Genomic DNA, 22,872 nt, shown 5'->3' with positions numbered 1-22,872 from the left:
TGTAGCCGGGCCCAGATTTGTGGCGAGCGGGCTTGCCCGCGTTGGGGCGCGAAGTGCCCCCAAAACCTGTAATCACGGTGTATCGGATATAACTGGACTATGGTTTTACGGCTGCTGCGCAGCCGAGCGCGGGCAAGCCCGCTCGCCACAAGACCGTGCTCGGCTGCAAATTGCTGGTCCTGGGTTCCCGCATTAAGGGGTCAAGGGTTCGACTCCGAGAGCGCCATGCCCTCGCTGCCGGCATAGAACACCAACAGGTCCACCGGAACCGCGCCAGTGCGGGCGCGATGCTGGATGTTGACCAGGGCCGCTATTGTGTCGCCCTGTTTCAACAGCGTGCCATGGCCGCCTTCGCGGGTCTCGACCCATACTTCGCCCGACAGGATGTAGGCGGCGCTGGGGATCGGGTGGATGTGCCAGCCCAGCTCGGTGTCGGCCGGAATATTGATCTGTAGCAAGGTCAGTTCGGGTGCGCCCCGCGGATAACTCGCGTAGGGCGTGCCGTCCCAGGAGTGGCTGCTGCGCAGCAGTACCTGGGCGGTGGGTAGGGATGGGGTTGGTGCCTCGGGTGTCGAGATCGATGTCATGTGCTGGCTTCCAGGTTAACGTCCTTGTACCGCGTGTTACACGCGGTGCCTGTGGTGCCCGGCGCGAGGTCGGGAGTCCAAGTTAACGCCGTGTCACGGCGTCCGGCCAGTCTTGAAGCGTTTCAAGAAATCTCGATTTTCAGCCATGAAAAAGGCCACCCGAAGGTGGCCTTTCTTTACGCCGCTTGCGCGGGCGTTACTGGATCAGCAGCTGTAGTACAGCTCATATTCCAGTGGGTGTACGAAGGTACGGACTTTGATTTCTTCTTCGCTTTTCAGCTCGATGTAGGCATCGATGAAGTCGTCGCTGAACACGCCGCCTTTGGTCAGGAACGCACGACCTTTGTCCAGCTCTTCCAGGGCTTCTTTCAGGCTACCGCAAACCTGTGGGATCTCTTTGGCCTCTTCAGGCGGCAGGTCATACAGGTTTTTGTCAGCGGCATCGCCAGGGTGGATCTTGTTCTGGATACCGTCCAGGCCGGCCATCATCAGCGCGGCGAAGGCCAGGTAAGGGTTGGCGGCCGGATCCGGGAAGCGGGCTTCGATACGACGAGCCTTGGGGCTGTTGACGTAAGGAATACGGATCGAGGCGGAACGGTTGCGCGCCGAGTAGGCCAGCATGACCGGAGCTTCGAAGCCTGGGACCAGACGCTTGTAGGAGTTGGTCGACGGGTTGGTGAAGCCGTTCAGCGCCTTACCGTGCTTGATGATGCCGCCGATGAAGTACAGGGCGGTGTCGGACAGACCGGCATAGCCTTCGCCAGCGAAGGTGTTCTTGCCTTCCTTGGAGATGGACATGTGCACGTGCATGCCCGAGCCGTTATCGCCATACAGCGGTTTTGGCATGAAGGTCGCGGTACGGCCGTAGGCATCCGCCACGTTGTGTACGCAGTACTTCAGGGTCTGGACTTCGTCAGCCTTGTTGACCAGGGTGTTGAACTTCACGCCGATTTCGTTCTGGCCGGCAGTCGCCACTTCGTGGTGGTGAACTTCGACGGTCTGGCCCATCTCTTCCAGTGCGTTGCACATGGAGGTACGGATTTCGTGGTCATGGTCGAACGGTGGAACCGGGAAGTAACCGCCTTTGATACCTGGGCGGTGGCCCTTGTTACCGCCTTCCACGTCCTGGTCGGACATCCACGAACCTTGTTCGGAGAAGATCTTGAACATGGAACCGGAGATATCGGACTTGAACTTGACCGAATCGAAGATGAAGAACTCAGGCTCGGGACCGAAGAAAGCGGTGTCGCCGATACCGGTGGACTTCAGGTATTCCTCGGCGCGACGGGCGATCGCACGTGGGTCGCGGTCGTAGCCCTGCATGGTCGAAGGCTCGATCACGTCGCAGACCAGGATCAGGGTCGGCTCTTCGGTGAACGGGTCGAGTACGGCGGTGCTGTCGTCCGGCATCAGGATCATGTCGGAGGCTTCGATGCCTTTCCAGCCGGAGATGGAGGAGCCGTCGAACATTTTGCCGATTTCGAAGAATTCGTCATCCAGTGCATCACGGGCCGGCATGGTTACGTGGTGCTGAGTACCTTTGGTGTCAGTGAAGCGCAGATCAATCCATTTAACGTCATGATCTTTGATGAGTTGAACCGACTTCGACATGGTGTCCTCCGGGTGGCTTCGGGCTGGGTAGTGGAGTTAGCCCTGAAAGAGTGGTGATGCCGGCGCGAATATCGGCCATGGCAACCTGCCTCACAAGAGAGCAAATTGCATGCCAGTGCCCCGTGATGGGTTTTTTGCCCCAATCTCAAGCGTTGCAGCGAGCATAGGAGAATTTCCGGGCATTTGTTGCACTATTGTGGAGCCATGATAATGAGAGGTGACCTTTTTTGGTGCAATAAATCCGTCTGTACAATAACTGGTTAAACCTTGAGCAATTTCCGCTATAATCCGCGCCCCCCTTTTTCGGCCGGCCCTTCGCGCGCTGTTTTCATGAAACTTATCGTAAAAGTCTTCCCCGAAATCACCATTAAAAGCCGCCCTGTCCGGATGCGTTTCATCCGCCAGCTGGCCAAGAACATCCGTACCGTGCTCCGCGATCTGGACCCGGCCGTGGTGGTGAATGGCGTGTGGGACAACCTCGAGCTGGAAACCACGCTGAGCGAGCCCAAGGCCCTGCTCGAACTGACCGAACGCCTGTGCTGCCTGCCGGGCATCGCGCATTTCCTGCAGGTCGACGAGTACCCGTTGGGTGATTTCGACGACATCACCGCCAAGTGCAAGCAGCACTTCGGCGCGGCCCTGCCCGGGAAGATTTTTTCGGTGCGCTGCAAGCGGGCCGGCAAGCATGACTTCACCTCCATGGAAGTGGAAAAATACGTCGGCAGCCAGTTGCGCCGACAGTGCAATGCCGCCGGGATTTCCCTCAAGGAACCGGAAATCGAAGTGCGGATGGAAATTCGCGACCAACGGTTGTTTGTCATCCACAGCCAGCACAATGGCCTGGGCGGTTATCCGCTGGGTTCCATCGAGCAGGCGCTGGTGCTGATGTCCGGCGGTTTCGATTCCACCGTGGCCGCCTATCAGATGATGCGTCGCGGCCTGATGAGCCACTTCTGCTTCTTCAATCTCGGTGGCCGCGCCCACGAGCTGGGAGTGATGGAAGTCGCGCACTTCCTCTGGAAGAAGTACGGCAGCTCCCAGCGGGTACTGTTTGTCAGCGTGCCGTTCGAGGAAGTGCTGGGAGAAATTCTCGGCAAAGTCGATAACAGTCATATGGGCGTAGTATTGAAGCGTATGATGTTGCGCGCTGCTTCCGTTATGGCTGATCGACTGGACATCAGCGCGCTGGTGACCGGCGAGGCGATCTCCCAGGTTTCCAGCCAGACGCTGCCGAATCTGTCGGTGATCGACTGCGTGACCGAGAAGCTGGTGATTCGCCCGCTGATCGCCAGCCACAAGCAGGACATCATCAACCTGGCGAGCGAAATCGGCACGGCCGACTTCGCCAAGCACATGCCGGAGTATTGCGGGGTCATTTCGGTGAACCCCAAGACCCACGCCAAGCGCAACCGCGTGGAGTACGAAGAACAACAGTTCGACATGGCGATTCTTGAGCGGGCGCTCGAGCGGGCCAAACTGGTGCCAATCGATCGGGTCATCGACGAATTGGGCCAGGATTTGCAGATTGAAGAAGTCAGCGAGGCGCTGGCCGGTCATATCGTGATCGACATCCGTCACCCGGATGCCCAGGACGACGACCCGCTGGAGATCGCTGGCATCGAGGTACAAGCGATGCCGTTTTATGCTCTGAACGCTCGTTTCAAGGAACTGGACCCTACTCGCCAGTACCTGTTGTATTGCGACAAAGGCGTGATGAGTCGCCTGCATGCCCACCATTTGCTCAGTGAGGGGCATGCCAATGTGCGCGTTTATCGACCGAGCTAAGTGCCCGGGGCTGTTTGCCTGTGGCTTGCGTCACCGGCCCCCCGACGCCGCCGTCAAGTTGTAACGGCTTGCCGGACTCTGCTGTAAATCGCTGCCAAGACTTGTCAGCACACCGAATCCTCTGATCGAGATACACAAGTGATCGAAAATCTACGCAACATCGCCATCATTGCTCACGTTGACCATGGCAAGACCACCCTGGTAGACAAACTCTTGCGTCAATCCGGCACCCTGGAGCGCAACGAGCTCAACGACGAGCGCGTGATGGACTCCAACGACCAGGAGAAAGAGCGCGGTATTACCATCCTGGCGAAAAACACCGCCATCAACTGGAACGGCTACCACATCAACATCGTGGACACCCCGGGCCACGCCGACTTCGGCGGCGAAGTTGAACGCGTAATGTCGATGGTCGACTCCGTTCTGCTGCTGGTTGACGCCCAAGACGGCCCTATGCCGCAAACCCGTTTCGTGACCAAGAAGGCTTTCGAAGCCGGCCTGCGTCCGATCGTGGTGATCAACAAGGTTGACCGTCCTGGCGCGCGTCCGGACTGGGTTCTGGACCAGATCTTCGATCTGTTCGACAACCTCGGCGCCACCGAAGAACAGCTGGACTTCAAAGTCGTCTACGCCTCGGCCCTGAACGGTATTGCCGGTCTGGATCACACCGCCATGGCTGAAGACATGACCCCGCTGTACCAGTCGATCGTCGACGACGTGCCCGCGCCGAAAGTCGACCGTGACGGTCCGTTCCAGATGCAGATCTCCGCACTGGACTACAACAGCTTCCTGGGTGTTATCGGTGTTGGCCGTATCGCTCGTGGTCGTATCAAGCCGAACACCCCGGTTGTGGCGATCGACGCCGATGGCAAGCGCCGTAACGGTCGTATCCTGAAGCTGATGGGTCACCACGGCCTGCACCGTATCGACGTTGATGAAGCGGCTGCCGGCGACATCGTCTGCATCAGCGGCTTCGAGCAACTGTTCATCTCCGACACCCTGTGCGACCCACTGAACGTCGAAGCGATGAAGCCGCTGACCGTTGACGAACCTACCGTTTCGATGACCTTCCAGGTTAACGATTCGCCGTTCTGCGGCCGTGAAGGCAAGTTCGTCACCAGCCGTAACATCAAGGAACGCCTGGACAAAGAGCTGCTGTACAACGTTGCCCTGCGCGTTGAAGAAGGCGACTCGGCCGACAAGTTCAAGGTCTCCGGCCGTGGTGAGCTGCACCTCTCGGTACTGATCGAAACCATGCGTCGCGAAGGCTTCGAAATGGGTGTTGGTCGTCCGGAAGTGATCATCCGTATGGTTGACGGCGTGAAGCACGAACCGTACGAAAACGTGACCATCGACCTGCCGGAAGAATCCCAGGGCGCGATCATGGAACAAATGGGTCTGCGCAAGGGCGACCTGACCAACATGGTTCCGGATGGCAAGGGCCGTGTGCGCCTTGAGTACAACATCCCGGCTCGTGGTCTGATCGGTTTCCGTAACGAGTTCCTGACCCTGACCTCCGGTGGCGGCATCCTGACCTCGATCTTCGACCGTTACGACGTGATGAAGTCCGGCGACATGTCCGGCCGTCAGAACGGCGTGCTGGTATCGGTTGCTACCGGTAAGGCGCTGACCTACTCGCTGGAAACCCTGCAGGCGCGTGGCAAGCTGTTCGTTGAACACGGCCAGGACATCTACGAAGGTCAGATCGTTGGCTTGAATAGCCGCGACAACGACCTGGGTGTGAACCCAACCAAAGGCAAGAAGCTCGACAACATGCGTGCTTCGGGTAAAGACGAAACCATCGCCCTGGTTCCGCCAGTCAAGTTCACCCTGGAGCAAGCTCTGGAGTTCGTGCAGGAAGACGAACTGTGTGAAGTGACGCCTAAGTCCATCCGTCTTCGCAAGAAGATCCTGGGCGAAAGCGAGCGTACCCGCGCTGCCAAGAAGTCCGGTAACTAAGTCATTTAGTTAGCTGGCAAAAAAACGCCCCCCGATCGCAAGGTCGGGGGGCGTTTTTGTTGGTGCGGCTTATGGGGTGTCGCACATTTTGTCAGGGGGGATGCCCTGTGGGAGCGGAGCTTGTCGGATCGCTGCTCCCACAGGGCCGGTGTTGCAAGGCGTTGATCAGAAATTGTACAGCGTCTTATCCGGCGCCTGACGTTCCGGGGCCTTCGGCTTGTAGGCGCAATAGCCCGGGCGTGGCCCGATTTTTGGATGGTTTCGGCAGGTGTCCGGGCGTTTTTCGTAGATGGTGCACAACCGCGACTTGCGATCCAGGTACAGGCAATCGTTGTTGCTCATGCGCTGCAAGGTGAAGATCTCGGACTTCTGGTTGTAGCGTTCGACGATCCCTTCTTTTTGCAGGCGCTTGGCGATGTTCTTCGGCGGGTCGCCACGCTCGAACTCGTCGACGATGCCGATGCGGATCAGGTCCTTGATCTTCACTTCCACCGGCAAGGTGCAGCAACTGGAGACGCAACCTCCGCACATATGGCTGGAGTATTTCTGCCAGGTTTCGAGGCGGTCGAGTTCCGCGGCGGCGATCAGGGTGGGTTTCATCCGGCTGTTGTCCAGGGTGTATCAGGGCGCGCGATGATACCGGGGCTGGTGGATTTGTGAACAACCTTTTGACGGTTTTTCATACAAACGCGCTTTTGCAGGGAGATTTCCACATGACTGCATGTTTTTGGGGCAGCATTGCTTCGTCGGACTTTCCCGAGGCCATCTGCAAAAAACGCCGAACCTGCGGCGTCGCTCTGTGTCGAACCGTCTAGGCTCAGCAAACCCGTCTTTCAAATCGTCCATCTCGCTAGAGGTTGTATCGATGTCTCAGGAACCGCTTGTCCGTGAAGCCGAGGTCGCTGCCTTTCGCGACGCTGTCCTCGCCAAACTTACATACGCGGTGGGCAAGGACCCGGACCACGCGTTTGATCATGACTGGTTCGAGGCCATCGCCTTGGCCGCCCGCGACCATATGGTCGAACACTGGATGGACCACACGCGGCAGATTTACCGCAAGGGCCAGAAGCGGGTGTATTACCTGTCGCTGGAATTTCTGATCGGTCGGCTGTTGTACGACAGCCTGAGCAACCTCGGCCTGCTGGAGGTGGTCCGTGAGGCGCTGGTGGAGCTTGGGGTGGACCTGGAGCGCATTCGCCTGCTGGAGCCCGATGCGGCCCTGGGCAACGGTGGTCTGGGACGCCTGGCGGCGTGCTTCATGGAAAGCATGTCGACGCTCGGGATTGCTGGCCACGGTTATGGCATTCGCTACGAGCACGGCTTGTTCCGCCAGGCCATCGTCGATGGCTGGCAGCAGGAGCAGACCGAGAACTGGCTGGACTTCGGCAACCCCTGGGAGTTCGAACGCGCCGAAGTAATCTATCCCGTGGGTTTCGGCGGCCAGGTGCAAACCGTCACCGATGAAAACGGCGCGCCCCGCCAGGTCTGGTCACCGTCGGAAACCGTGCGGGCGGTGGCCTATGACACGCCGGTGGTGGGTTGGCGCGGGGCGAGTGTGAATACCCTGCGCCTGTGGCGGGCGCGGGCGACCGAAGAGTTGCATCTGGAACGCTTCAACGCCGGCGATCACCTCGGCGCGGTGGCCGAGGTGGCGCGGGCCGAGAGCATCTCCCGGGTCCTTTACCCGGCCGACAGTACCGAGGCTGGTCAGGAGCTGCGGCTGCGCCAGGAGTACTTCTTCGTCTCCGCGTCGTTGCAGGACCTGTTGCGTCGGCACAAGAACATGCACGATTCGGTGCTCAGCCTCGGCGAGCACGCGGCGATCCAGCTCAACGACACGCACCCCTCGATTGCCGTGGCCGAGCTGATGCGTCAACTGGTCGACTTGCACGATATCGCCTGGGACGCGGCCTGGCAGGTCACTGTCGAAACCCTTTCCTACACCAACCATACGCTGCTGCCCGAGGCCCTGGAAACCTGGCCCGTGGGCCTGATGGAACGCATGCTGCCGCGGCATATGCAGATCATCTATCTGATCAACGCCCAGCACATCGACTCGCTGCGGGCCAAGGGCATTCACGATTTCGACGTGTTGCGCGCGGTATCGCTGATCGAGGAAGACAACGGTCGGCGGGTACGCATGGGCAATCTGGCGTTCCTCGGTTCCCACAGCGTCAATGGCGTTTCCGGCCTGCACACCCAACTGATGCGCAGCACGGTGTTTTCCGAACTGCACAAGCTCTATCCGGAGCGGATCAACAACAAGACCAATGGCATCACCTTCCGCCGCTGGCTCTACCAGGCCAACCCGCCGCTCACGGCGATGATGGTCGATGCCTTGGGGCCGGAGCTGCTCGATAACCCCGAGAAGTTGTTGCAGGGCCTGGAGCCCTTTGCCGAGAAGGCCGGCTTCCGCAAACAGTTCGCCGAACAGCGCCTGCACAGCAAGCGCGCCCTGGCGGCCTTGATCCATGAGCGCCTGGGGATCGCGATCAATCCGGCGGCGCTGTTCGACGTCCAGGTCAAGCGGATCCACGAGTACAAGCGCCAGTTACTCAACCTGCTGCACACCGTGGCCCTGTACCAGGCGATCCGCGCCGAACCGGAAACCGACTGGGTGCCACGGGTGAAAATCTTCGCCGGCAAGGCGGCGGCCAGTTATCACCAGGCCAAGCTGATCATCAAGTTGGCCAATGACATCGCCCGCACGGTAAACCACGACCCGACCGTGCGCGGTCTGCTCAAGGTGGTGTTCCTGCCCAACTACAACGTCAGCCTGGCGGAAAGCATCATTCCGGCGGCGGACCTGTCGGAGCAGATTTCCACTGCCGGGTTCGAGGCATCGGGTACCAGCAACATGAAGTTCGGTCTCAACGGCGCGCTGACCATCGGCACCATGGATGGAGCCAACGTGGAGATGTCCGAGCGGATTGGCGAGGAACATATGTTCATCTTCGGCCTCAGTGCCGAGCAGGTGGAGTCGCGCAAGCAAAACGGCGAGTTCAGCGCGGCGGCGGATGTGGCCGCGTCCCATCGGCTCAATGATGTGCTGCAAGCGATTCGTGGCGGGGTGTTTTCGCCAGATGATCCGTCTCGTTATGTCGGCCTGGTGGATTCGTTGGTCGACTATGACCGCTTTCTGGTCTGCGCCGATTTCGATTCCTACTGGAGCGCCCAGGCCCGGGTCGAGGCCCATTGGAAGGACTCCAAGGAATGGTGGCGTTCTGCCGTGCTGAACAGTGCGCGGATGGGCTGGTTTTCCTCGGACCGGACGATTCGTGAGTACGCCACTGAAATCTGGAAGGCACTGGAGTAAGTTTTTGCGGCAAGTTGTGCGCCCGGCCCCACTTTCGCGGGGCCGGATCGATATACTACGCGGCATATTTTCGGACGCCGCATAGGGATATCGCGCATGCAATGGATTCTGATGCTGGTGGGCCTGGCACTGGGCTGGCTGGTGGACTCGGTGTTCACCGATGCCCTGATCGGCGCCCTGTTGGGCCTGGGCATCGGCCAGACCTTTCGCCTGCTGAGCCTGGGGCGGCAGACCGCGGAGCAGTTGGCCCAGCTGGAACAGGCGCGAAAAGCCCTGGCGAGCGTCGAACTGCGCGTGCGTCAGCTTGAAATCGCCTCTAACAGGACGCCTGGGCCGTCCGTGGTCCCGGCGGTCGCCGAAGTGCTTGCCGAGGCTCCCGAATCCGCGCCGCCAGCCATCGCTGAACACCTCCAGGCAGGACCCGCCGCCGAGCCGATCGCCGAAGCCTTGCGCGCTGTTCCCGAGCTGGTCTGGGAGCTGCCGGTCGAGCTCCAGGAGCCCGCGCGCGACACTCCTCGCTCCGCAAGCGTGCCCCCCGAGGTTGATGCCTGGGCGCCGGAACCGGTCATGGCTGAATCCCGCGAGCCACAAGCGCCTCGCGCCCCTCGCGAACCCAATCTGATCGAGCGCGCCCTGGCCGGCGCGCGCGACTGGCTGTTCGGCGGCAATACGGTGTTGCGCGTCGGTGTCCTGCTGCTGTTCCTCGGCCTGGCCTTCCTGCTGCGTTATGCCACCGACGGCATGGTGGTGCCGATCGAGGCGCGTTACGCCGGGGTCGCCGCTTGCGCCTTGGGCCTGCTCGGGCTTGGCTGGTGGTTGCGTCTGCGCAACAGCAACTATGCGCTGATGTTGCAGGGCACCGGGATCGCGGTGCTGTACCTGACGGTGTTTGCCGCGATGCGCTTGCATCCGCTGCTCGATCCTTCGGCGGCCCTCGGCCTGTTGGTGGCGGTCACACTGTTCTCGGCGATTCTCGCGGTGACCCAGGACGCCCTCGGCCTGGCCGCCGCCGCCGCGCTGGGCGGCTTTGCCGCGCCGATCCTGACTTCCACCGGCAGCGGCAACCATGTGGCGCTGTTCAGCTACTTCGCCTTGCTGAACGCGGGCATCCTGGCCATCGCCTGGTTCAAGGCCTGGCGTTTGCTCAACCTGATCGGTTTTGTCGGCACCTTCGGTATCGGCTGCGCCTGGGGCCTGCGTTCGTACAAACCCGAGTTGCTGTGGAGCACCGAACCCTTTCTGGTGCTGTTCTTCCTGATGTACCTGGCGATCGGCCTGCTATTCGCCCGGCGCAAATTGCGTGAGCTGGCCGCCGGTCCCGCGGACGACAGCCGTGAAGCGCTGCTGCGCTGGTCGGCTCGCCAGGGCGATTATGTCGACGGGGTCATGCTGTTCGGCCCGCCGCTGGTGGGCTTCGGCCTGCAATTCGCGGTGGTCCAACACCTTGAGTTCGCGGCGGCCTTCAGTGCCCTGGCCCTGGGCATTATCTACATGGGCCTGGCGCGGATACTGGCCGGCGGTCGCGCCTTGCTGCTGGGGGAGACCTGCCTGGCCCTGGGCGTGATTTTCGCCAGCCTGGCGATTCCACTTGGCCTGGACGCGCGCTGGACGTCGGCGGCCTGGGCCGTGGAGGGGGCGGGGATCTTTTGGCTCGGCCTGCGTCAGCAACGACCGTTCGCCCGGGCGTTTGCCCTGTTGTTGCAGATCGGCTCGGCGCTGGCGTTTCTCGTCAAACTGCAAATCGGTACAACCAGCCTGCTGGATGGGGCACCGCTGGGCGCCTTGCTGTTGGGTGGGGCCTTGCTGTTCAGCTTCCAGCAACTGCGCAAGACCCCGTCCGAACAGCTCTCGTCCTGGGAGCGCGGTCTGGCGCCGCTGCTGGCTTGCGGCGGCCTGACGGTCCTCTACCTGCTGGCGCCGCTGTTTTTCTTCACCCAGGGCACCGCCATCAGTTGGGCGTTGGCCGGGCTGGCGACCCTGTTTGTCGGTCTGCGTCTGCAATCGCGCAGTTTCCTGTTCAGCGCCTTTGCCGTGCAATTGCTTGGCGGCGCGCTGTTCCTGCTGCGCTTGCAAGGCGCCCAGGGTGACTCGGCGGCGGTGTTCAATGCCGGCTGGAGCGGCTTGATGAGCGCTTCGCTGATCGGCCTGTCACTGATCGCCGGGATGCTGCTGGCGGCCCGCGACGACATGGTGCGCAACGATGTGCGCCTGCTGCGCGGCCTGTCGGTGGTATTGCTGGCGGGGCTGGCGCTGATCAACCTCGCGGTGCTGTTCGTCCTGCCTTGGGAAACCGCCAGTGGGGTCTGGGCCGCCAGCGGTTTGTTGATCATCTGGTTGAGCCTGTACTTGCAGCAACGGCTGAGTTTCGTCTTTGGCCTGCTGTTGCAGGTGATCGGCGGCACGGCCTTCCTGCTGGCCGAGCCGGAACTGTTCCGCGCGCTGTCCGCCGAAGGCCTGCGGCCATTGGCCCACAGCGGATTCTGGACGCCAATGGTGTTGAGCCTGGCGGCGATGGTCGGTGCCTGGCGCTTGCAGCGTGGCTCCTCGGCCGCGGCGTTCGAGGCCCTGAGCCTGGCGGGCCTGTCCAATGTCCTGCTGGTCTGGGGCGCGCTCTGGTGGGGGCTGGCCTGGGTTAGCGAAGTCCTGCGTTTTGTCCCGACGCCTCTCCAGGCCCAGGCATTGCTGGGGCTGGCGGCGGCCAGCGTGGCGCTCCGGGCGCTACTGGCCGCGCGCCTGAGCTGGCCGACATTGGGCCGGCTCTGCACCTTGCTGACACCGGTCGCGCTGGTGGTGCTCTACGGCGCCTGGTACCCGGCCTACCATCCGGCCGCCGATTACGGTTGGCTGGCCTGGGTGGCGGTGTTCGTCGTGCATCTGTTGTCGTTGCGCCGCCTGGCGCCGATCCTGCCCGAGAAGGCGATGGGCTATGCCCATGTGTTGGGCTGCTGGTTGATCCTCGGCGTGCTGGCGCTGGAGTTGCGCTTTGGCCTGATGCATCTGTCCGAGCATTACAACGCCTGGCGCTGGCTGGGCTGGGCGATCCTGCCGAGCCTCTATCTGGTGCTGATGGCCGCGCCGCGCCAATGGCCGTGGCCGGTTGCGGCGTACCCGCGCGAATACCGCCTCTATGCCGCCTTGCCCCTGGCCGTGCTGATGCTGGCCTGGTTCTGGCTGGCCAACACCTTCAGCGACGGCCAGGCCGAGCCGCTGCCTTATGTGCCGTTGCTCAACCCATTGGAGCTGGGCCTGATGTTCGCTCTGCTGGGGATTTACCTCTGGTCGCGGAGCGCCGTGGCACAGTGGGCACTACGCCGCGACTCCGCGCAACTGGTCACCCAGGCCGTGGCGGGGCTTTCGCTGTTCGCCCTGGTCACCGCGCTGGTGATGCGTACCGCACACCATTGGAGTGGCGTGCCGTTCAACCTGGATGAGCTGCTGGCGTCGATGCGGGTGCAGGCGGGCCTGTCGATTGCCTGGACCCTGATTGCGCTGAGCTTGATGATCGGCGGCCATCTGCGTCATCGTCGCGAAGTCTGGCTGGTGGGCGCGGCGCTGATCGCCGTGGTGGTCGCCAAGCTGTTCTTCGTCGAGTTGAGCAACCGTGGCGGGCTGGCGCGGATCGTCTCGTTCATCGGCGTGGGCGTGCTCTTGCTGGTGGTCGGTTACTTTGCGCCGTTGCCGCCGAAACGGCCGGAGCCGACGCCCGCGGAAGTGGAAGCTGAAGGAGTGTCGTCTTGATTGGCAAATCGAGCCCGTGCTGGTTGGGCATCATGGGGCTGTGCCTGGCGTTGTCGGCGTTGGCCCAGGAAAAACCGGCGGATTACACCACCCAGGTGCCCCTGACCTTGAGTGGCGAGGGCCCCTGGTATCGCCTGGAACTGCCGCTGCCGCTGCAATTGCGCGCGCGCCAATCCGACCTCAGCGATGTGCGGGTATTCAATGCCGCCGGTGAGCCCCAGGCCTACGCCCTGGCGCGGGAGCAGGCGCAGGCGATGCAGAGTCACTCGTTGACGGATGTGAAATGGTTCCCGCTGTACAACTCGGCCGACGCACCGCAGGCCACGCCGAGTGTGCGGGTCCAGTCGTCGGCCAATGGCACCCTGGTCGAGGTAAGCCCTTCGGCTCAGCTGGAAGCCGGCGAAGAAGTGCTGCGCGGCTGGCTGCTGGATGCCAGTGCGATCAGGACGCCGTTGCAGCAGCTTGTTTTGGATTGGAGCAGCGAGCGCGATGGTTTCCAGCGTTTCAGCATCGAAGCCAGTGACGACTTGCAGCACTGGCAGGCTTGGGGCGACGGGCAGGTGGCGCGTTTGTCCTTTGCCGACGAGCGGGTCGAGCAGCATGAAGTCGCCTTGCCGGGGCTGTCGGCGCGCTATTTGCGCCTGTTGTGGCAGTCGCCGCAGGCGGCGCCGCTACTCAGTTCGGCAAAGCTGGCCAGCTCCACCACCAGCAGCCTGCCGTTACCGCTGGTGTGGTCGCAGCCGCTGGCCGGGACGAGCGTCAAGGCCGGGGAGTATACCTGGCAGTTGCCGCTCGGCTTGCCCCTGGAGCAGGTGCGGGTCGAACTGGCGCAGGCCAACAGCCTGGCGCCAGTGACCTTGTACGGGCGCCAGGAGGGTAATGCGCCCTGGCAGACGCTGAGCAGCGGTCTGCTCTATCGCCTGGCGCAGGGCGGCCAGGACGTGGTCCAGGACCAGTTGCAGTTGCCCGGCCGTGCCGTGGCGCAATTGAAACTGCTGGTCGATGAGCGCGGTGGTGGCCTGGGGGCGCAGGCGCCGACCTTGAGTTTTGCGCTGCGCAGCACCCAGTTGGTGTTCCTGGCGCGGGGCGAGCCGCCGTTTTCCCTGGCGCTGGGCAATCCGACGGTCAAGGCGGCGAACCTGTCGTTGTCGACCTTGATTCCCGATTACAGTCCGCAGCGCCTGGCGGGATTGGGCAAGGCCACGGCGGCGGCCGGGGCGGCGGTGACCACGGTGTCGCCGCCGGTGGTGCCGGTTGTGGTAGGTGCCGACTGGAAGAAAATCGGTTTGTGGGCGGTATTGCTGCTGGGGGTGGCGGCTTTGGCCGGGATGGCCTTCAGCCTGTTGCGCAAGCCGCAGGTATAGGTGCCTCGCAATGAGCGGAATTTCCGCGTTTTTGCACTACGCTCCACCCGCTCGATGAACTCTCCGTGTCGGAACTCGGTCTGACAGGAGGCAATAGATGTCGACTCGCGTTAAACTGCGCGGGTTTTCAGCCCCTCATCTCCGGAGCCATCCATGTCCCGCGTTACCCTGAGTCGCTATTTGATTGAGCAGACCCGCAGCAACAACACGCCTGCCGATCTGCGTTTCCTGATCGAAGTGGTCGCGCGTGCGTGCAAGGAAATCAGCCATGCCGTCTCCAAAGGCGCGCTGGGCGGGGTTTTGGGCAGCATGGACACTGAGAACGTACAGGGCGAGGTGCAGAAGAAACTCGACGTGCTTTCCAACGAAATCCTGCTCGAAGCCAACGAATGGGGTGGCCACCTGGCCGGCATGGCGTCCGAAGAAATGGATAACGCCTACCAGATCCCCGGCAAATATCCGAAAGGCGCCTACCTGCTGGTATTCGACCCGCTGGACGGTTCGTCGAACATCGATATCAACGCACCGGTCGGTACCATCTTCTCGGTGCTGCGTTGCCCGAATGAACACCTGAGCCAGAACGAGGCCTTGAACGAAAAGGCCTTCCTGCAGCCAGGTACCAAGCAGGTAGCCGCCGGTTATGCCATCTACGGCCCGCAGACCATGCTGGTGCTGACCCTGGGCGATGGCGTGAAGGGCTTTACCCTTGACCGTGAAATGGGCAGCTTCGTGCTGAGCCATGAAGACATCAAGATCCCTACCGCCACCCAGGAGTTCGCGATCAACATGTCCAATCAGCGTCACTGGGAAGCTCCGGTCCAGCGCTACGTTGGCGAATTGCTGGCCGGCGAAGAAGGCCCGCTGAAAAAGAACTACAACATGCGCTGGGTCGCGGCGATGGTTGCGGACGTGCACCGTATCCTGACCCGTGGTGGCCTGTTCATGTATCCGCGCGACAGCCGCGAGCCGTCCAAACCGGGCAAACTGCGCCTGATGTACGAAGCCAACCCGATGTCGTTCCTGGTGGAGCAGGCGGGCGGCGCGTCCACCAACGGCCATCAGCGTATTCTCGACATCCAGCCGGAAGGCCTGCACCAGCGTGTGGCGGTGTTCCTCGGTTCCAAGGAAGAAGTGGAACGGATCACCGGCTACCACAAGGGCTGAAGCCATGGCCGCGCCTTGGCAGCCGTTGCTTGAGTGGTGGTTCGGTTCCGCCGAGACACCCGCCGCGATGGTGGCTGACAAGGCTCGCTTGTGGTTCGGCAAGCGTGACAGCCAGGACCTCGAGGCGCGCAAGCGTTTCGGGGGCCTGGTCGAGCAGGCACTGGCTGGCGATTTGGCCGCGTGGGCGCAATGTCCCGAAGGCTGGCTGGCGCTGGTGATCCTGCTCGATCAGCTGCCACGGATGATCTTTCGCGATACCCCCAAGGCTTTCTCCGCTGATGCCCGCGCCCAGGCGCTGGTGGCACAAGGGGTGGCCGCGGATTTTGATCGGCGGTTGTCGGCGATACAGCGGGTGTTTGTCTACCTGGTGTTCGAACACTGCGAGCACCTGGCGGTGCAGAACGAGGCGGTGTCGCGCTTTGCGGCGCTGCTGGCGCAGCAGGCGGAGACGGATCGGGCGATCTTTGCCGATTATCTGGACTATGCCGAACGGCACCGCGACGTCATTGCCCGGTTCGGACGCTTTCCCCATCGCAATGTGATTCTCGGGCGTGAATCCACGGTCGAGGAAGTCGCGTTTTTGCGCGAACCGGGCTCACGCTTCTAGATCTTTTGTGTGGCTGATGACGCCTTCGCGGGCAAGCTCCGCTCCCACAATATTCAGGTTATCCGCAAGTTTGTGCACAACCGGAAACCTGTGGGAGCGGAGCTTGCCCGCGAAGGTGGCACTGGCGCCGCGACCTTCACGCCAAGTGATTAAATCCGGAACGTGCCCACCAGATGCTTCAAGCGCGCCGCCTGCTGCTCCAGGTCCGCACACGCACGCAAGGTCGATTGCAGGTTCTCCACGCCTTCCTGGTTCAGCGTGTTGATCTCGGTAATGTCGACATTGATCGACTCCACCACCGCGGTCTGTTCTTCGGTCGCGGTCGCCACCGACTGGTTCATGCCGTCGATCTCGCCGATCCGCTGGGTCACGCTGCCCAGTCGCTCGCCCGCCTGGTTGGCGATGCTCACGCTGGCTTCGCTCTGACGTTGGCTGTCGGTCATGACGCTCACCGCCTCCCGGGCGCCGACTTGCAACTCTTCGATCATCTTCTGCACTTGCTGCGCCGAATCCTGGGTACGGTGCGCCAGGTTGCGCACCTCATCGGCGACCACCGCGAAGCCGCGCCCGGCTTCACCGGCGCGGGCGGCCTCGATGGCCGCGTTGAGCGCCAGCAGGTTGGTCTGCTGGGAAATACCGGTGATCACTTCCAGAATCTGCCCGATATTCACCGTATGGCTGTTCAGGGTTTCGATATTGCCGCACGAATCGCTGATCTTGGCCGATAGTTGCTGCATCGCGCTGATGGTTTTATCCACCACCTGCTGACCGTCTTCGGCCAGGTCGCGCGCTTCGCTCGAATGCTGTGAGGCGAGCGCGGCGTTCTGCGCGATCTCCTGGGCCGCGGCGCCGAGTTGATTGATCGCCGCCGCCACGCTGCTGGTGCGGTTGGCCTGCTGGTCGGAGTTGAGCATCGACGAGTTGGAAGCGCTGACCACCCGCAAGGCCACTTCATTGACCTGGCCGGTGGCCGAGGCCACTTCGCGGATCGAGGTGTGGACGCGTTCGACGAAACGGTTGAAGGACATGCCCAGGGTGCCGAATTCGTCATGGCCGTGAATGGTCAGGCGCTTGGTCAGGTCGCCTTCTCCCTCGGCGATGTCGTGCATGGCGCGGCCCATCAGGTGCAACGGCTGCATCAACACACGGATCAACAGGCCCAGCAGGGCAATGATGATGATCACGGCAATCACCATGGCAATGATCGCCGAGGTGCGGAACTCGCTGAGCATGGAGAACGCGGTGTCCTTGTCGAGCACCAGCGCGACGTACCAGTCCACCGAAGACACGCCGTTGACGTGAGTGAAGGAAATGAACTGGTGCTTGCCGTCGACCTCGACATCCTTGAGTCCGGCACTGATTTTCGGTGCGCCGGCCGGGTAGGCGTCGGTGAGGTTTTTCAGGATCAGCTTGCTGTCCGGGTGAATCAGGATCTTGCCGTCGGCGCTGACGATAAACGCCTGCCCGTGGCCGCCGAAGTTCAATGAGTTGATGATGGCGCTGATGCTGCCCAGGTCGATATCCGCACCGGTCACGCCGATGAACTGGCCCTGATGCTGCACCGGGGTGGCCAGGGTGATCACCAGCTTGCCGGACGAGGCGGCGATGTAGGGTTCGGTGACGATGGTCTGCTGGGCGGCGGTGGCGGCCTTGTACCAGCCGCGTGCGCGCGGATCATAGTCGGCTGGTCGGGTGCCGGTGGGGATCGAGAACATCACGCCCTCCGTGCTGCCGAAATAGCTGAGCTGGAAGTTGCTGGTGTAGGCGGGCAGGCCAACGGCGCGCTTCAGGCTATCGGCGGAGTTGCCGTCCACGGCAATCTGCTGCGACAGTGACTGCAGCAGTTGAATGCGGCTTTCCAGCCAAGTCTGGATATTGCTGGTGGTCAGGCTGCCCAAGGCCTGCATCGAAGCCTCGGTGCTGTTGCGCAGGGCCTCGCGCTGGCGATAGTCGTTGAACAGGATGAAGCAGGCGAACGCCACGGCGACCACTAGGGCGGCGGCCAATAGAATCTTATGGCTGAATTTGAAATTTTTGGTCATGAAATGGGCTGTCCACAGGGGGGGCTGGTCACCGGGGGGCGTCAATTTGCCACAGGTCACGACCCGTGGGGCAATTTCTCTTGGTCAGCGTCGGCGTCGGAAGTCCCTGTCCTGCTTTTCCATTGCTCGCCATGGTCGGGCGTGGCGCCTTGGCCAGGCGAGGCTGGTCGGCGAATATCCACGTATGGTTCTTCCATGCTGGCAATAGGGTACTACCTGTTTATGTCGACACCTTTGCGCTGAAGATTAATTCCTGGCTGATAAAGCCGACGAAATGCCGGTTTTGCTGGAAAAAACGGCTGAGGACCCCCGCAAGAAATCCCTGTAAGAAAAGGTCATGGGCTCGGGAACCAGATGGGCATTTTCTCTTCTAAGCTTGCGGTAGGCAGCCGTGCCCACCTTTGAGCCCCAGGAGTTCCCCATGTCGTTGCGCTCTCTCGCCCTTGTGTCGTTCTGCGTGCTGTTGGTCGCGTGCAGCAAGGTCAACCAGGAAAACTACTCGAAATTGTCCGCTGGCATGGCCAAGGCTGATGTTGAAAAGCTGCTCGGCTCGCCCTCGGACTGTTCCGGCGCGCTCGGCATGTCCAGTTGCACCTGGGGCGACAAGAACAGCTTTATCAGCGTGCAGTATGCCGGTGACAAAGTCCTGATGTATTCCGGGCAAGGCCTGAAGTAAACCGGGGCGATCGCCCGCGGGAGAAGAACAATGTTGCGTTTAGTGGTTACTCTTTTGGCTGGCTTGTTGCTGGCCGGTTGCGCCACGTCCGGCGACGATTTGGCGCCCAAGACCGCAGGTCATGTGGACCTGAAACGTTACCAGGGCACCTGGTACGAGTTGGCGCGGATGCCGATGTATTTCCAGCGCAATTGCGCGCAGTCGGAAGCCCGCTACAGCCTGATGGCGGACGGTAACATGGCGGTGTTCAACCGCTGCCTGACCGAGCAATGGACCTGGGAAGAGGCCAAGGGCATGGCGACGCCACAAGTGCCGGGGCAGGCCGACAAACTGTGGGTGAGGTTCGATAACTGGTTCACGTCACTGTTGCCGGGCGTGGCCAAGGCCGATTACTGGATTCTGTTCATCAGCGACGACTACAAGACCGCGATTGTCGGCAATCCGAATCGCCGCTACCTGTGGTTGTTGTCGCGTACACCCAGGGTCAGTGCGGATACCCGCGAGGACCTGTTGAGTCGGGCGCGCCAGCAGGGTTACGACACCACCCGGCTGATCTGGCGCACGCCGGACGCGAAGATGCCCAACTGAATGACGCGCACTCCCTTGGCGGGAGGCTACACATCCGTGGCGAGCGGGCTTGCCCGCGCTGGGCCGCGAAGTGCTCCTGAAACCTGAGAGCTCGGTGTATCAGGTAAACCGAGATGCCGGTTTTGCGACTGCTTCGCAGTCGAACGGGGCGGCGCGGCGTTCCGACAAGCCCCCTCGCCACAGGATTGCCTCCCCATCCAAGCGGATGTTCAGTTCAGCAGATCGCGCAGCACCTGGGTAAACGCCCGGGCGCTTTCTTCTTCAGCCGCATGCCGTCCACTGCGTACCGCCCACTGGCCGTTGACCATCACATCACGCACCTGGCGGTCGCCACCGGCGAACAGCCAGCGGTTGAGGATGCCGTCGTCCCGCGCCGTTGCCAGGTACGGGTCGCTGCCGTCGAGTACCAGCCAGTCGGCGCGCTTGCCTACTTCCAGTCGCCCGATCGACTGCCCCAGGGCTTGCGCGCCGCCGTCCAGCGCCGCGTCATACAGCGTGCGCCCGACCATCGGCTGATCGGCGCGGTACAGGCGATTGCGCCGTTGGTCCCGCAGTCGCTGGCCATATTCCAGCCAACGCAGCTCTTCCACCACGCTCAGGGATACATGGCTGTCGGAACCGATGCCCATCCGTCCGCCCTGGGCGAGGAAGTCCACCGCCGGGAATATCCCGTCGCCGAGGTTGGCCTCGGTGGTCAGGCACAGCCCGGCGATCGCCCGGCTGCGTGCCATGCGCGTGACTTCTTCGGCGTCGGCGTGGGTCGCATGGACCAGGCACCAGCGTTCATCGACCTCGACGTTGTCGTACAGCCATTGCAGCGGACGCTTGCCGCTCCAACTCAGGCAGTCGTCGACTTCCTTCTGTTGCTCGGCGATATGGATATGCACCGGGCAACGCTGGTCGCTGGCGGCCAGCACTTCGGCGATCTGTCGTGGCGTCACCGCGCGCAATGAGTGGAAGCACAGCCCCAGGGCCTGGGCCGGCCGTTCGGCGAGCAATGGCTGCAAACGTGCCTGCAACTTCAGGTAATTCTCGGTGCTGTTGATGAAGCGGCGTTGCCCGTCGTTGGGCGCCAGGCCGCCGAAACCGGAATGGCTGTAAAGCACCGGCAACAGGGTCAGGCCGATGCCGGCGTCCGTGGCCGCCTGGCTGATGCGCAAAGCCAGCTCGGCCGGATCGGCGTAGGGTTGGCCGTTGCTGTCATGATGCACGTAGTGGAATTCGGCCACCGAGGTGTAGCCGGCCTTGAGCATCTCAATGTACAACTGACGGGCGATGATGCCCATCTGCTCCGGGTTGATCTTGCCCACCAGCCGATACATCAGGTTGCGCCAGGTCCAGAAGCTGTCGTTGGGGTTGCTGGCCACTTCCGCCAGTCCGCCCATCGCACGCTGGAAGGCATGGGAATGCAGGTTTGGCATGCCCGGCAGCAACGGGCCGTCCAGCCGTTCGGCAGCGTCTGCCTGGGCGTCGGCCTGGACCTGAGTCAACACGCCCCCGGCATCGACCTCCAGGCGTACGTTGTTGGCCCATCCACTGGGCAGCAGCGCGCGTTCGGCAAAGAAGGCGGACATGGTTAAGTACCCCATCGTGTGTTATTTGTATATACATATACAGACGTTTGCCTGCCCGGTAAACTCCGGCAAGCTAGCCATCTTTGAATCGAACAAGGATCTCCCGTGCCGACTCCGCCTGCCAACCACCCGCTGGCTGCCCATATGGGCGATAGTCCGGCGCCGCTCTATGCCCGCGTCAAGCAGATGATCAGTCAGCAGATCGACAGTGGAAACTGGCCGCCGCATTACCGCGTGCCGTCCGAGAGCGAGTTGGTGGAGCAATTGGGTTATAGCCGCATGACCATCAACCGGGCCTTGCGGGAAATGACCGCCGAAGGCCTGCTGGTGCGCATGCAGGGGGTCGGCACCTTTGTCGCCGAGCCGAAGAGCCAGTCGGCGCTGTTCGAAGTGCACAATATCGCCGACGAGATCGCCGCGCGCGGCCATCGTCACACCTGCCGGATCATCACCCTCGGCGAAGAGGCCGCCGGTTCCGAGCGCGCCGTGGCCCTGGACATGCGGGAAGGGCAGAAGGTGTTCCACTCGCTGATCGTGCATTTCGAGAACGATATCCCGGTGCAGATCGAGGATCGTTTCGTCAATGCGCTGGTGGCGCCGGACTACCTCAAGCAGGACTTCACCCTGCAGACGCCCTATGCCTATCTGTCCCAGGTCGCGCCGCTGACCGAGGGCGAGCACGTGGTCGAAGCCATTCTCGCCGATGCCGAGGAATGCAAGTTGTTGCAGATCGAACCGGGTGAGCCGTGCCTGCTGATTCGCCGTCGGACCTGGTCCGGCCGTCAGCCGGTGACCGCCGCCCGCCTGATCCACCCCGGTTCCCGTCATCGTCTGGAAGGACGCTTTAGCAAATGAGCCAATTGAAAGTCTTGCGTGCCGCGGATTACCTACGCATGCCATGGAAAAACGGCGGCGGCAGCACCGAAGAAATCACCCGGGACGCGGGCGAGGGCCTGGACGGCTTCGGCTGGCGCCTGTCGATTGCCGATATCGGCGAGTCGGGCGGATTTTCCACTTTTGCCGGGTATGAGCGGATCATTACCGTACTGCAAGGCACTGGCATGACCTTGCAGGTCGATGGTCAGCGTACACGCGCCTTGTTGCCGCTGGATCCGTTTGCCTTCAGCGGTGCCAGCCAGGTGAACTGCGGCTTGATCGACGGGCCGATCCGCGACTTCAACCTGATCTATGCGCCGGATCGCTACAGCGCGCGCTTGCAGTGGCTCAAAAGTGCGCCACCCAAGCGCTTTTTCAGTTCGGCGGCGGTGTTGTTGATCTTCAGTATCAGCGAACAATTGCATGTCGGCCTGGGTAACAGCCGCTATGAAGTGCTGGGGCGGCATGATTGCCTGCAACTGGAGAGTAACGACGGATTGCTGGAGGTAGCGGTGACCGGGCGTTGCTGTGTCATCGAGCTGACGCCCGTCTGATTCGACGATCACTGTCGTCGGCCATAGAGTGCGATCGATTGTTCTGTCGAGCGCAGAAGGTGTGCGCAACTCGATTTGTAGGAGCAGAGCTTGCTCGCGAAGAGGCCCGCGAAGGCGCCAAAAGCTTCGCGAGCAAGCTCTGCTCCTACAGTACAGCGTCGTTCACTGATCTTGTGTACGGCTCAAAATGAGCAAAGCTGGCTCCGGTCAGTGTTCTGGCCAAGCATTCAAGGCTGCTCCCACTCTCACCCTGTTTTGTTACCGAACGCCCCAGCATGGCGCAAAATCTTGTCCCGGTAACATCTTCCTGCCTGCACCCGGTTCTCCTCCTACAGCTTCGTTCTCCGCCGAAAGCCCCGTCCCACGGTACTCGCTGGCTATCCTGGAAAATTCTTCAGCGCGCGATTCTCAAGTTGGCCGCTTGATTGCAT

The 22,872-nt window shown here is 61.9% G+C and carries 16 protein-coding genes and 1 pseudogene; 11 read left to right on the top strand and 6 right to left on the bottom strand.

The window, feature by feature from the left end:
* Nucleotides 1–200: 200 nt before the first annotated feature.
* Nucleotides 201–587: a cupin domain-containing protein gene (locus PFEN_RS28750; protein WP_191489960.1), complete on the bottom strand. Its 387-nt coding sequence runs from the start codon at nucleotides 585–587 to the stop codon at nucleotides 201–203.
* Between the two features lie 204 nt (nucleotides 588–791).
* Nucleotides 792–2,198: a type I glutamate--ammonia ligase gene (gene glnA / locus PFEN_RS28745; RefSeq protein ID WP_191489959.1), complete on the bottom strand. Its 1,407-nt coding sequence runs from the start codon at nucleotides 2,196–2,198 to the stop codon at nucleotides 792–794.
* Nucleotides 2,199–2,528: 330 nt separating this feature from the next.
* On the opposite strand from glnA, the gene thiI reads away from it, so the two are divergent.
* Nucleotides 2,529–3,983 (top strand): tRNA uracil 4-sulfurtransferase ThiI, encoded by a 1,455-nt coding sequence (gene thiI / locus PFEN_RS28740; RefSeq protein ID WP_191489958.1) that lies wholly within the window; start codon nucleotides 2,529–2,531, stop codon nucleotides 3,981–3,983.
* 138 nt (nucleotides 3,984–4,121) lie between these two features.
* On the top strand, nucleotides 4,122–5,942 hold the full coding sequence (typA, locus tag PFEN_RS28735) for a translational GTPase TypA (RefSeq protein WP_191489957.1): 1,821 nt from the start codon (nucleotides 4,122–4,124) through the stop codon (nucleotides 5,940–5,942).
* Nucleotides 5,943–6,107: 165 nt separating this feature from the next.
* Here typA and PFEN_RS28730 read toward each other — a convergent pair whose 3' ends face one another.
* A complete protein-coding gene (locus PFEN_RS28730) occupies nucleotides 6,108–6,542 on the bottom strand; it encodes a YkgJ family cysteine cluster protein (RefSeq protein ID WP_191489956.1) in 435 nt (144 codons plus the stop codon).
* A 265-nt stretch (nucleotides 6,543–6,807) separates the two neighbouring features.
* On the opposite strand from PFEN_RS28730, the gene PFEN_RS28725 reads away from it, so the two are divergent.
* From PFEN_RS28725 to PFEN_RS28705, 5 genes are all read left to right on the top strand, one after another.
* Nucleotides 6,808–9,258, top strand: a complete 2,451-nt coding sequence (locus PFEN_RS28725) for a glycogen/starch/alpha-glucan phosphorylase (protein ID WP_191489955.1) — start codon at nucleotides 6,808–6,810, stop codon at nucleotides 9,256–9,258.
* A 96-nt stretch (nucleotides 9,259–9,354) separates the two neighbouring features.
* Nucleotides 9,355–12,996, top strand: a complete 3,642-nt coding sequence (locus PFEN_RS28720; protein ID WP_191489954.1) for a DUF2339 domain-containing protein — start codon at nucleotides 9,355–9,357, stop codon at nucleotides 12,994–12,996.
* Between the two features lie 32 nt (nucleotides 12,997–13,028).
* On the top strand, nucleotides 13,029–14,360 hold the full coding sequence (locus tag PFEN_RS28715; RefSeq protein ID WP_191490277.1) for a DUF3999 domain-containing protein: 1,332 nt from the start codon (nucleotides 13,029–13,031) through the stop codon (nucleotides 14,358–14,360).
* A gap of 153 nt (nucleotides 14,361–14,513) precedes the next feature.
* On the top strand, nucleotides 14,514–15,524 hold the full coding sequence (locus tag PFEN_RS28710; protein ID WP_191489953.1) for a class 1 fructose-bisphosphatase: 1,011 nt from the start codon (nucleotides 14,514–14,516) through the stop codon (nucleotides 15,522–15,524).
* Nucleotides 15,525–15,528: 4 nt separating this feature from the next.
* Complete coding sequence (locus tag PFEN_RS28705) at nucleotides 15,529–16,131, top strand: DUF924 family protein (RefSeq protein WP_191489952.1); 603 nt, start codon at nucleotides 15,529–15,531, stop codon at nucleotides 16,129–16,131.
* Between the two features lie 149 nt (nucleotides 16,132–16,280).
* Here the strand turns inward: PFEN_RS28705 and PFEN_RS31710 are convergent, their stop codons facing one another.
* Both PFEN_RS31710 and PFEN_RS31705 read right to left on the bottom strand, forming a co-directional pair.
* Nucleotides 16,281–17,045, bottom strand: coding sequence for a methyl-accepting chemotaxis protein (locus tag PFEN_RS31710; protein ID WP_412071495.1), 765 nt, complete (start codon nucleotides 17,043–17,045; stop codon nucleotides 16,281–16,283).
* 93 nt (nucleotides 17,046–17,138) lie between these two features.
* A pseudogene (locus tag PFEN_RS31705) lies at nucleotides 17,139–18,173 on the bottom strand (cache domain-containing protein); the annotation flags it as partial.
* A 421-nt stretch (nucleotides 18,174–18,594) separates the two neighbouring features.
* Between PFEN_RS31705 and PFEN_RS28695 the strand changes: the two are divergent.
* On the top strand, nucleotides 18,595–18,849 hold the full coding sequence (locus tag PFEN_RS28695; protein WP_191489950.1) for a hypothetical protein: 255 nt from the start codon (nucleotides 18,595–18,597) through the stop codon (nucleotides 18,847–18,849).
* A gap of 30 nt (nucleotides 18,850–18,879) precedes the next feature.
* Complete coding sequence (locus tag PFEN_RS28690) at nucleotides 18,880–19,437, top strand: lipocalin family protein (RefSeq protein ID WP_191489949.1); 558 nt, start codon at nucleotides 18,880–18,882, stop codon at nucleotides 19,435–19,437.
* A 209-nt stretch (nucleotides 19,438–19,646) separates the two neighbouring features.
* Here PFEN_RS28690 and PFEN_RS28685 read toward each other — a convergent pair whose 3' ends face one another.
* Nucleotides 19,647–21,011, bottom strand: coding sequence for a formimidoylglutamate deiminase (locus PFEN_RS28685; RefSeq protein WP_191489948.1), 1,365 nt, complete (start codon nucleotides 21,009–21,011; stop codon nucleotides 19,647–19,649).
* A gap of 144 nt (nucleotides 21,012–21,155) precedes the next feature.
* Here PFEN_RS28685 and hutC point away from each other — a divergent pair, with 144 nt between their 5' ends.
* Nucleotides 21,156–21,866 carry a histidine utilization repressor gene (hutC, locus tag PFEN_RS28680; protein WP_191490276.1) on the top strand — a complete coding sequence of 237 codons (711 nt, stop codon included), beginning with the start codon at nucleotides 21,156–21,158 and terminating at the stop codon, nucleotides 21,864–21,866.
* Nucleotides 21,863–22,441 carry a HutD family protein gene (locus tag PFEN_RS28675; RefSeq protein WP_191489947.1) on the top strand — a complete coding sequence of 193 codons (579 nt, stop codon included), beginning with the start codon at nucleotides 21,863–21,865 and terminating at the stop codon, nucleotides 22,439–22,441. Before hutC ends, PFEN_RS28675 begins: the two co-directional genes overlap by 4 nt.
* The last annotated feature ends 431 nt before the right edge of the window (nucleotides 22,442–22,872 follow it).

The sequence above is a fragment of the Pseudomonas sp. FEN genome, from assembly GCF_904067045.1.
In the GTDB taxonomy this organism is placed as follows: Bacteria; Pseudomonadota; Gammaproteobacteria; order Pseudomonadales; family Pseudomonadaceae; genus Aquipseudomonas.
This window is presented reverse-complemented; position numbering and strand designations above follow the sequence as displayed.

Coding starts and splice junctions, on each gene's coding strand:
- PFEN_RS28725 (WP_191489955.1), top strand. CDS start 6,808: ATGTCTCAGGAACCGCTTGTCCGTGAAGCCGAGGTCGCTGCCTTTCGC.
- PFEN_RS28705 (WP_191489952.1), top strand. CDS start 15,529: ATGGCCGCGCCTTGGCAGCCGTTGCTTGAGTGGTGGTTCGGTTCCGCC.
- PFEN_RS28720 (WP_191489954.1), top strand. CDS start 9,355: ATGCAATGGATTCTGATGCTGGTGGGCCTGGCACTGGGCTGGCTGGTG.
- PFEN_RS28685 (WP_191489948.1), bottom strand. CDS start 21,011: ATGTCCGCCTTCTTTGCCGAACGCGCGCTGCTGCCCAGTGGATGGGCC.
- PFEN_RS28710 (WP_191489953.1), top strand. CDS start 14,514: ATGTCCCGCGTTACCCTGAGTCGCTATTTGATTGAGCAGACCCGCAGC.
- PFEN_RS28730 (WP_191489956.1), bottom strand. CDS start 6,542: ATGAAACCCACCCTGATCGCCGCCGCGGAACTCGACCGCCTCGAAACC.
- glnA (WP_191489959.1), bottom strand. CDS start 2,198: ATGTCGAAGTCGGTTCAACTCATCAAAGATCATGACGTTAAATGGATT.
- PFEN_RS28715 (WP_191490277.1), top strand. CDS start 13,029: ATGGGGCTGTGCCTGGCGTTGTCGGCGTTGGCCCAGGAAAAACCGGCG.
- thiI (WP_191489958.1), top strand. CDS start 2,529: ATGAAACTTATCGTAAAAGTCTTCCCCGAAATCACCATTAAAAGCCGC.
- PFEN_RS28690 (WP_191489949.1), top strand. CDS start 18,880: ATGTTGCGTTTAGTGGTTACTCTTTTGGCTGGCTTGTTGCTGGCCGGT.
- PFEN_RS28675 (WP_191489947.1), top strand. CDS start 21,863: ATGAGCCAATTGAAAGTCTTGCGTGCCGCGGATTACCTACGCATGCCA.
- PFEN_RS28750 (WP_191489960.1), bottom strand. CDS start 587: ATGACATCGATCTCGACACCCGAGGCACCAACCCCATCCCTACCCACC.
- hutC (WP_191490276.1), top strand. CDS start 21,156: ATGGGCGATAGTCCGGCGCCGCTCTATGCCCGCGTCAAGCAGATGATC.
- PFEN_RS31710 (WP_412071495.1), bottom strand. CDS start 17,045: ATGCTCAACTCCGACCAGCAGGCCAACCGCACCAGCAGCGTGGCGGCG.
- PFEN_RS28695 (WP_191489950.1), top strand. CDS start 18,595: ATGTCGTTGCGCTCTCTCGCCCTTGTGTCGTTCTGCGTGCTGTTGGTC.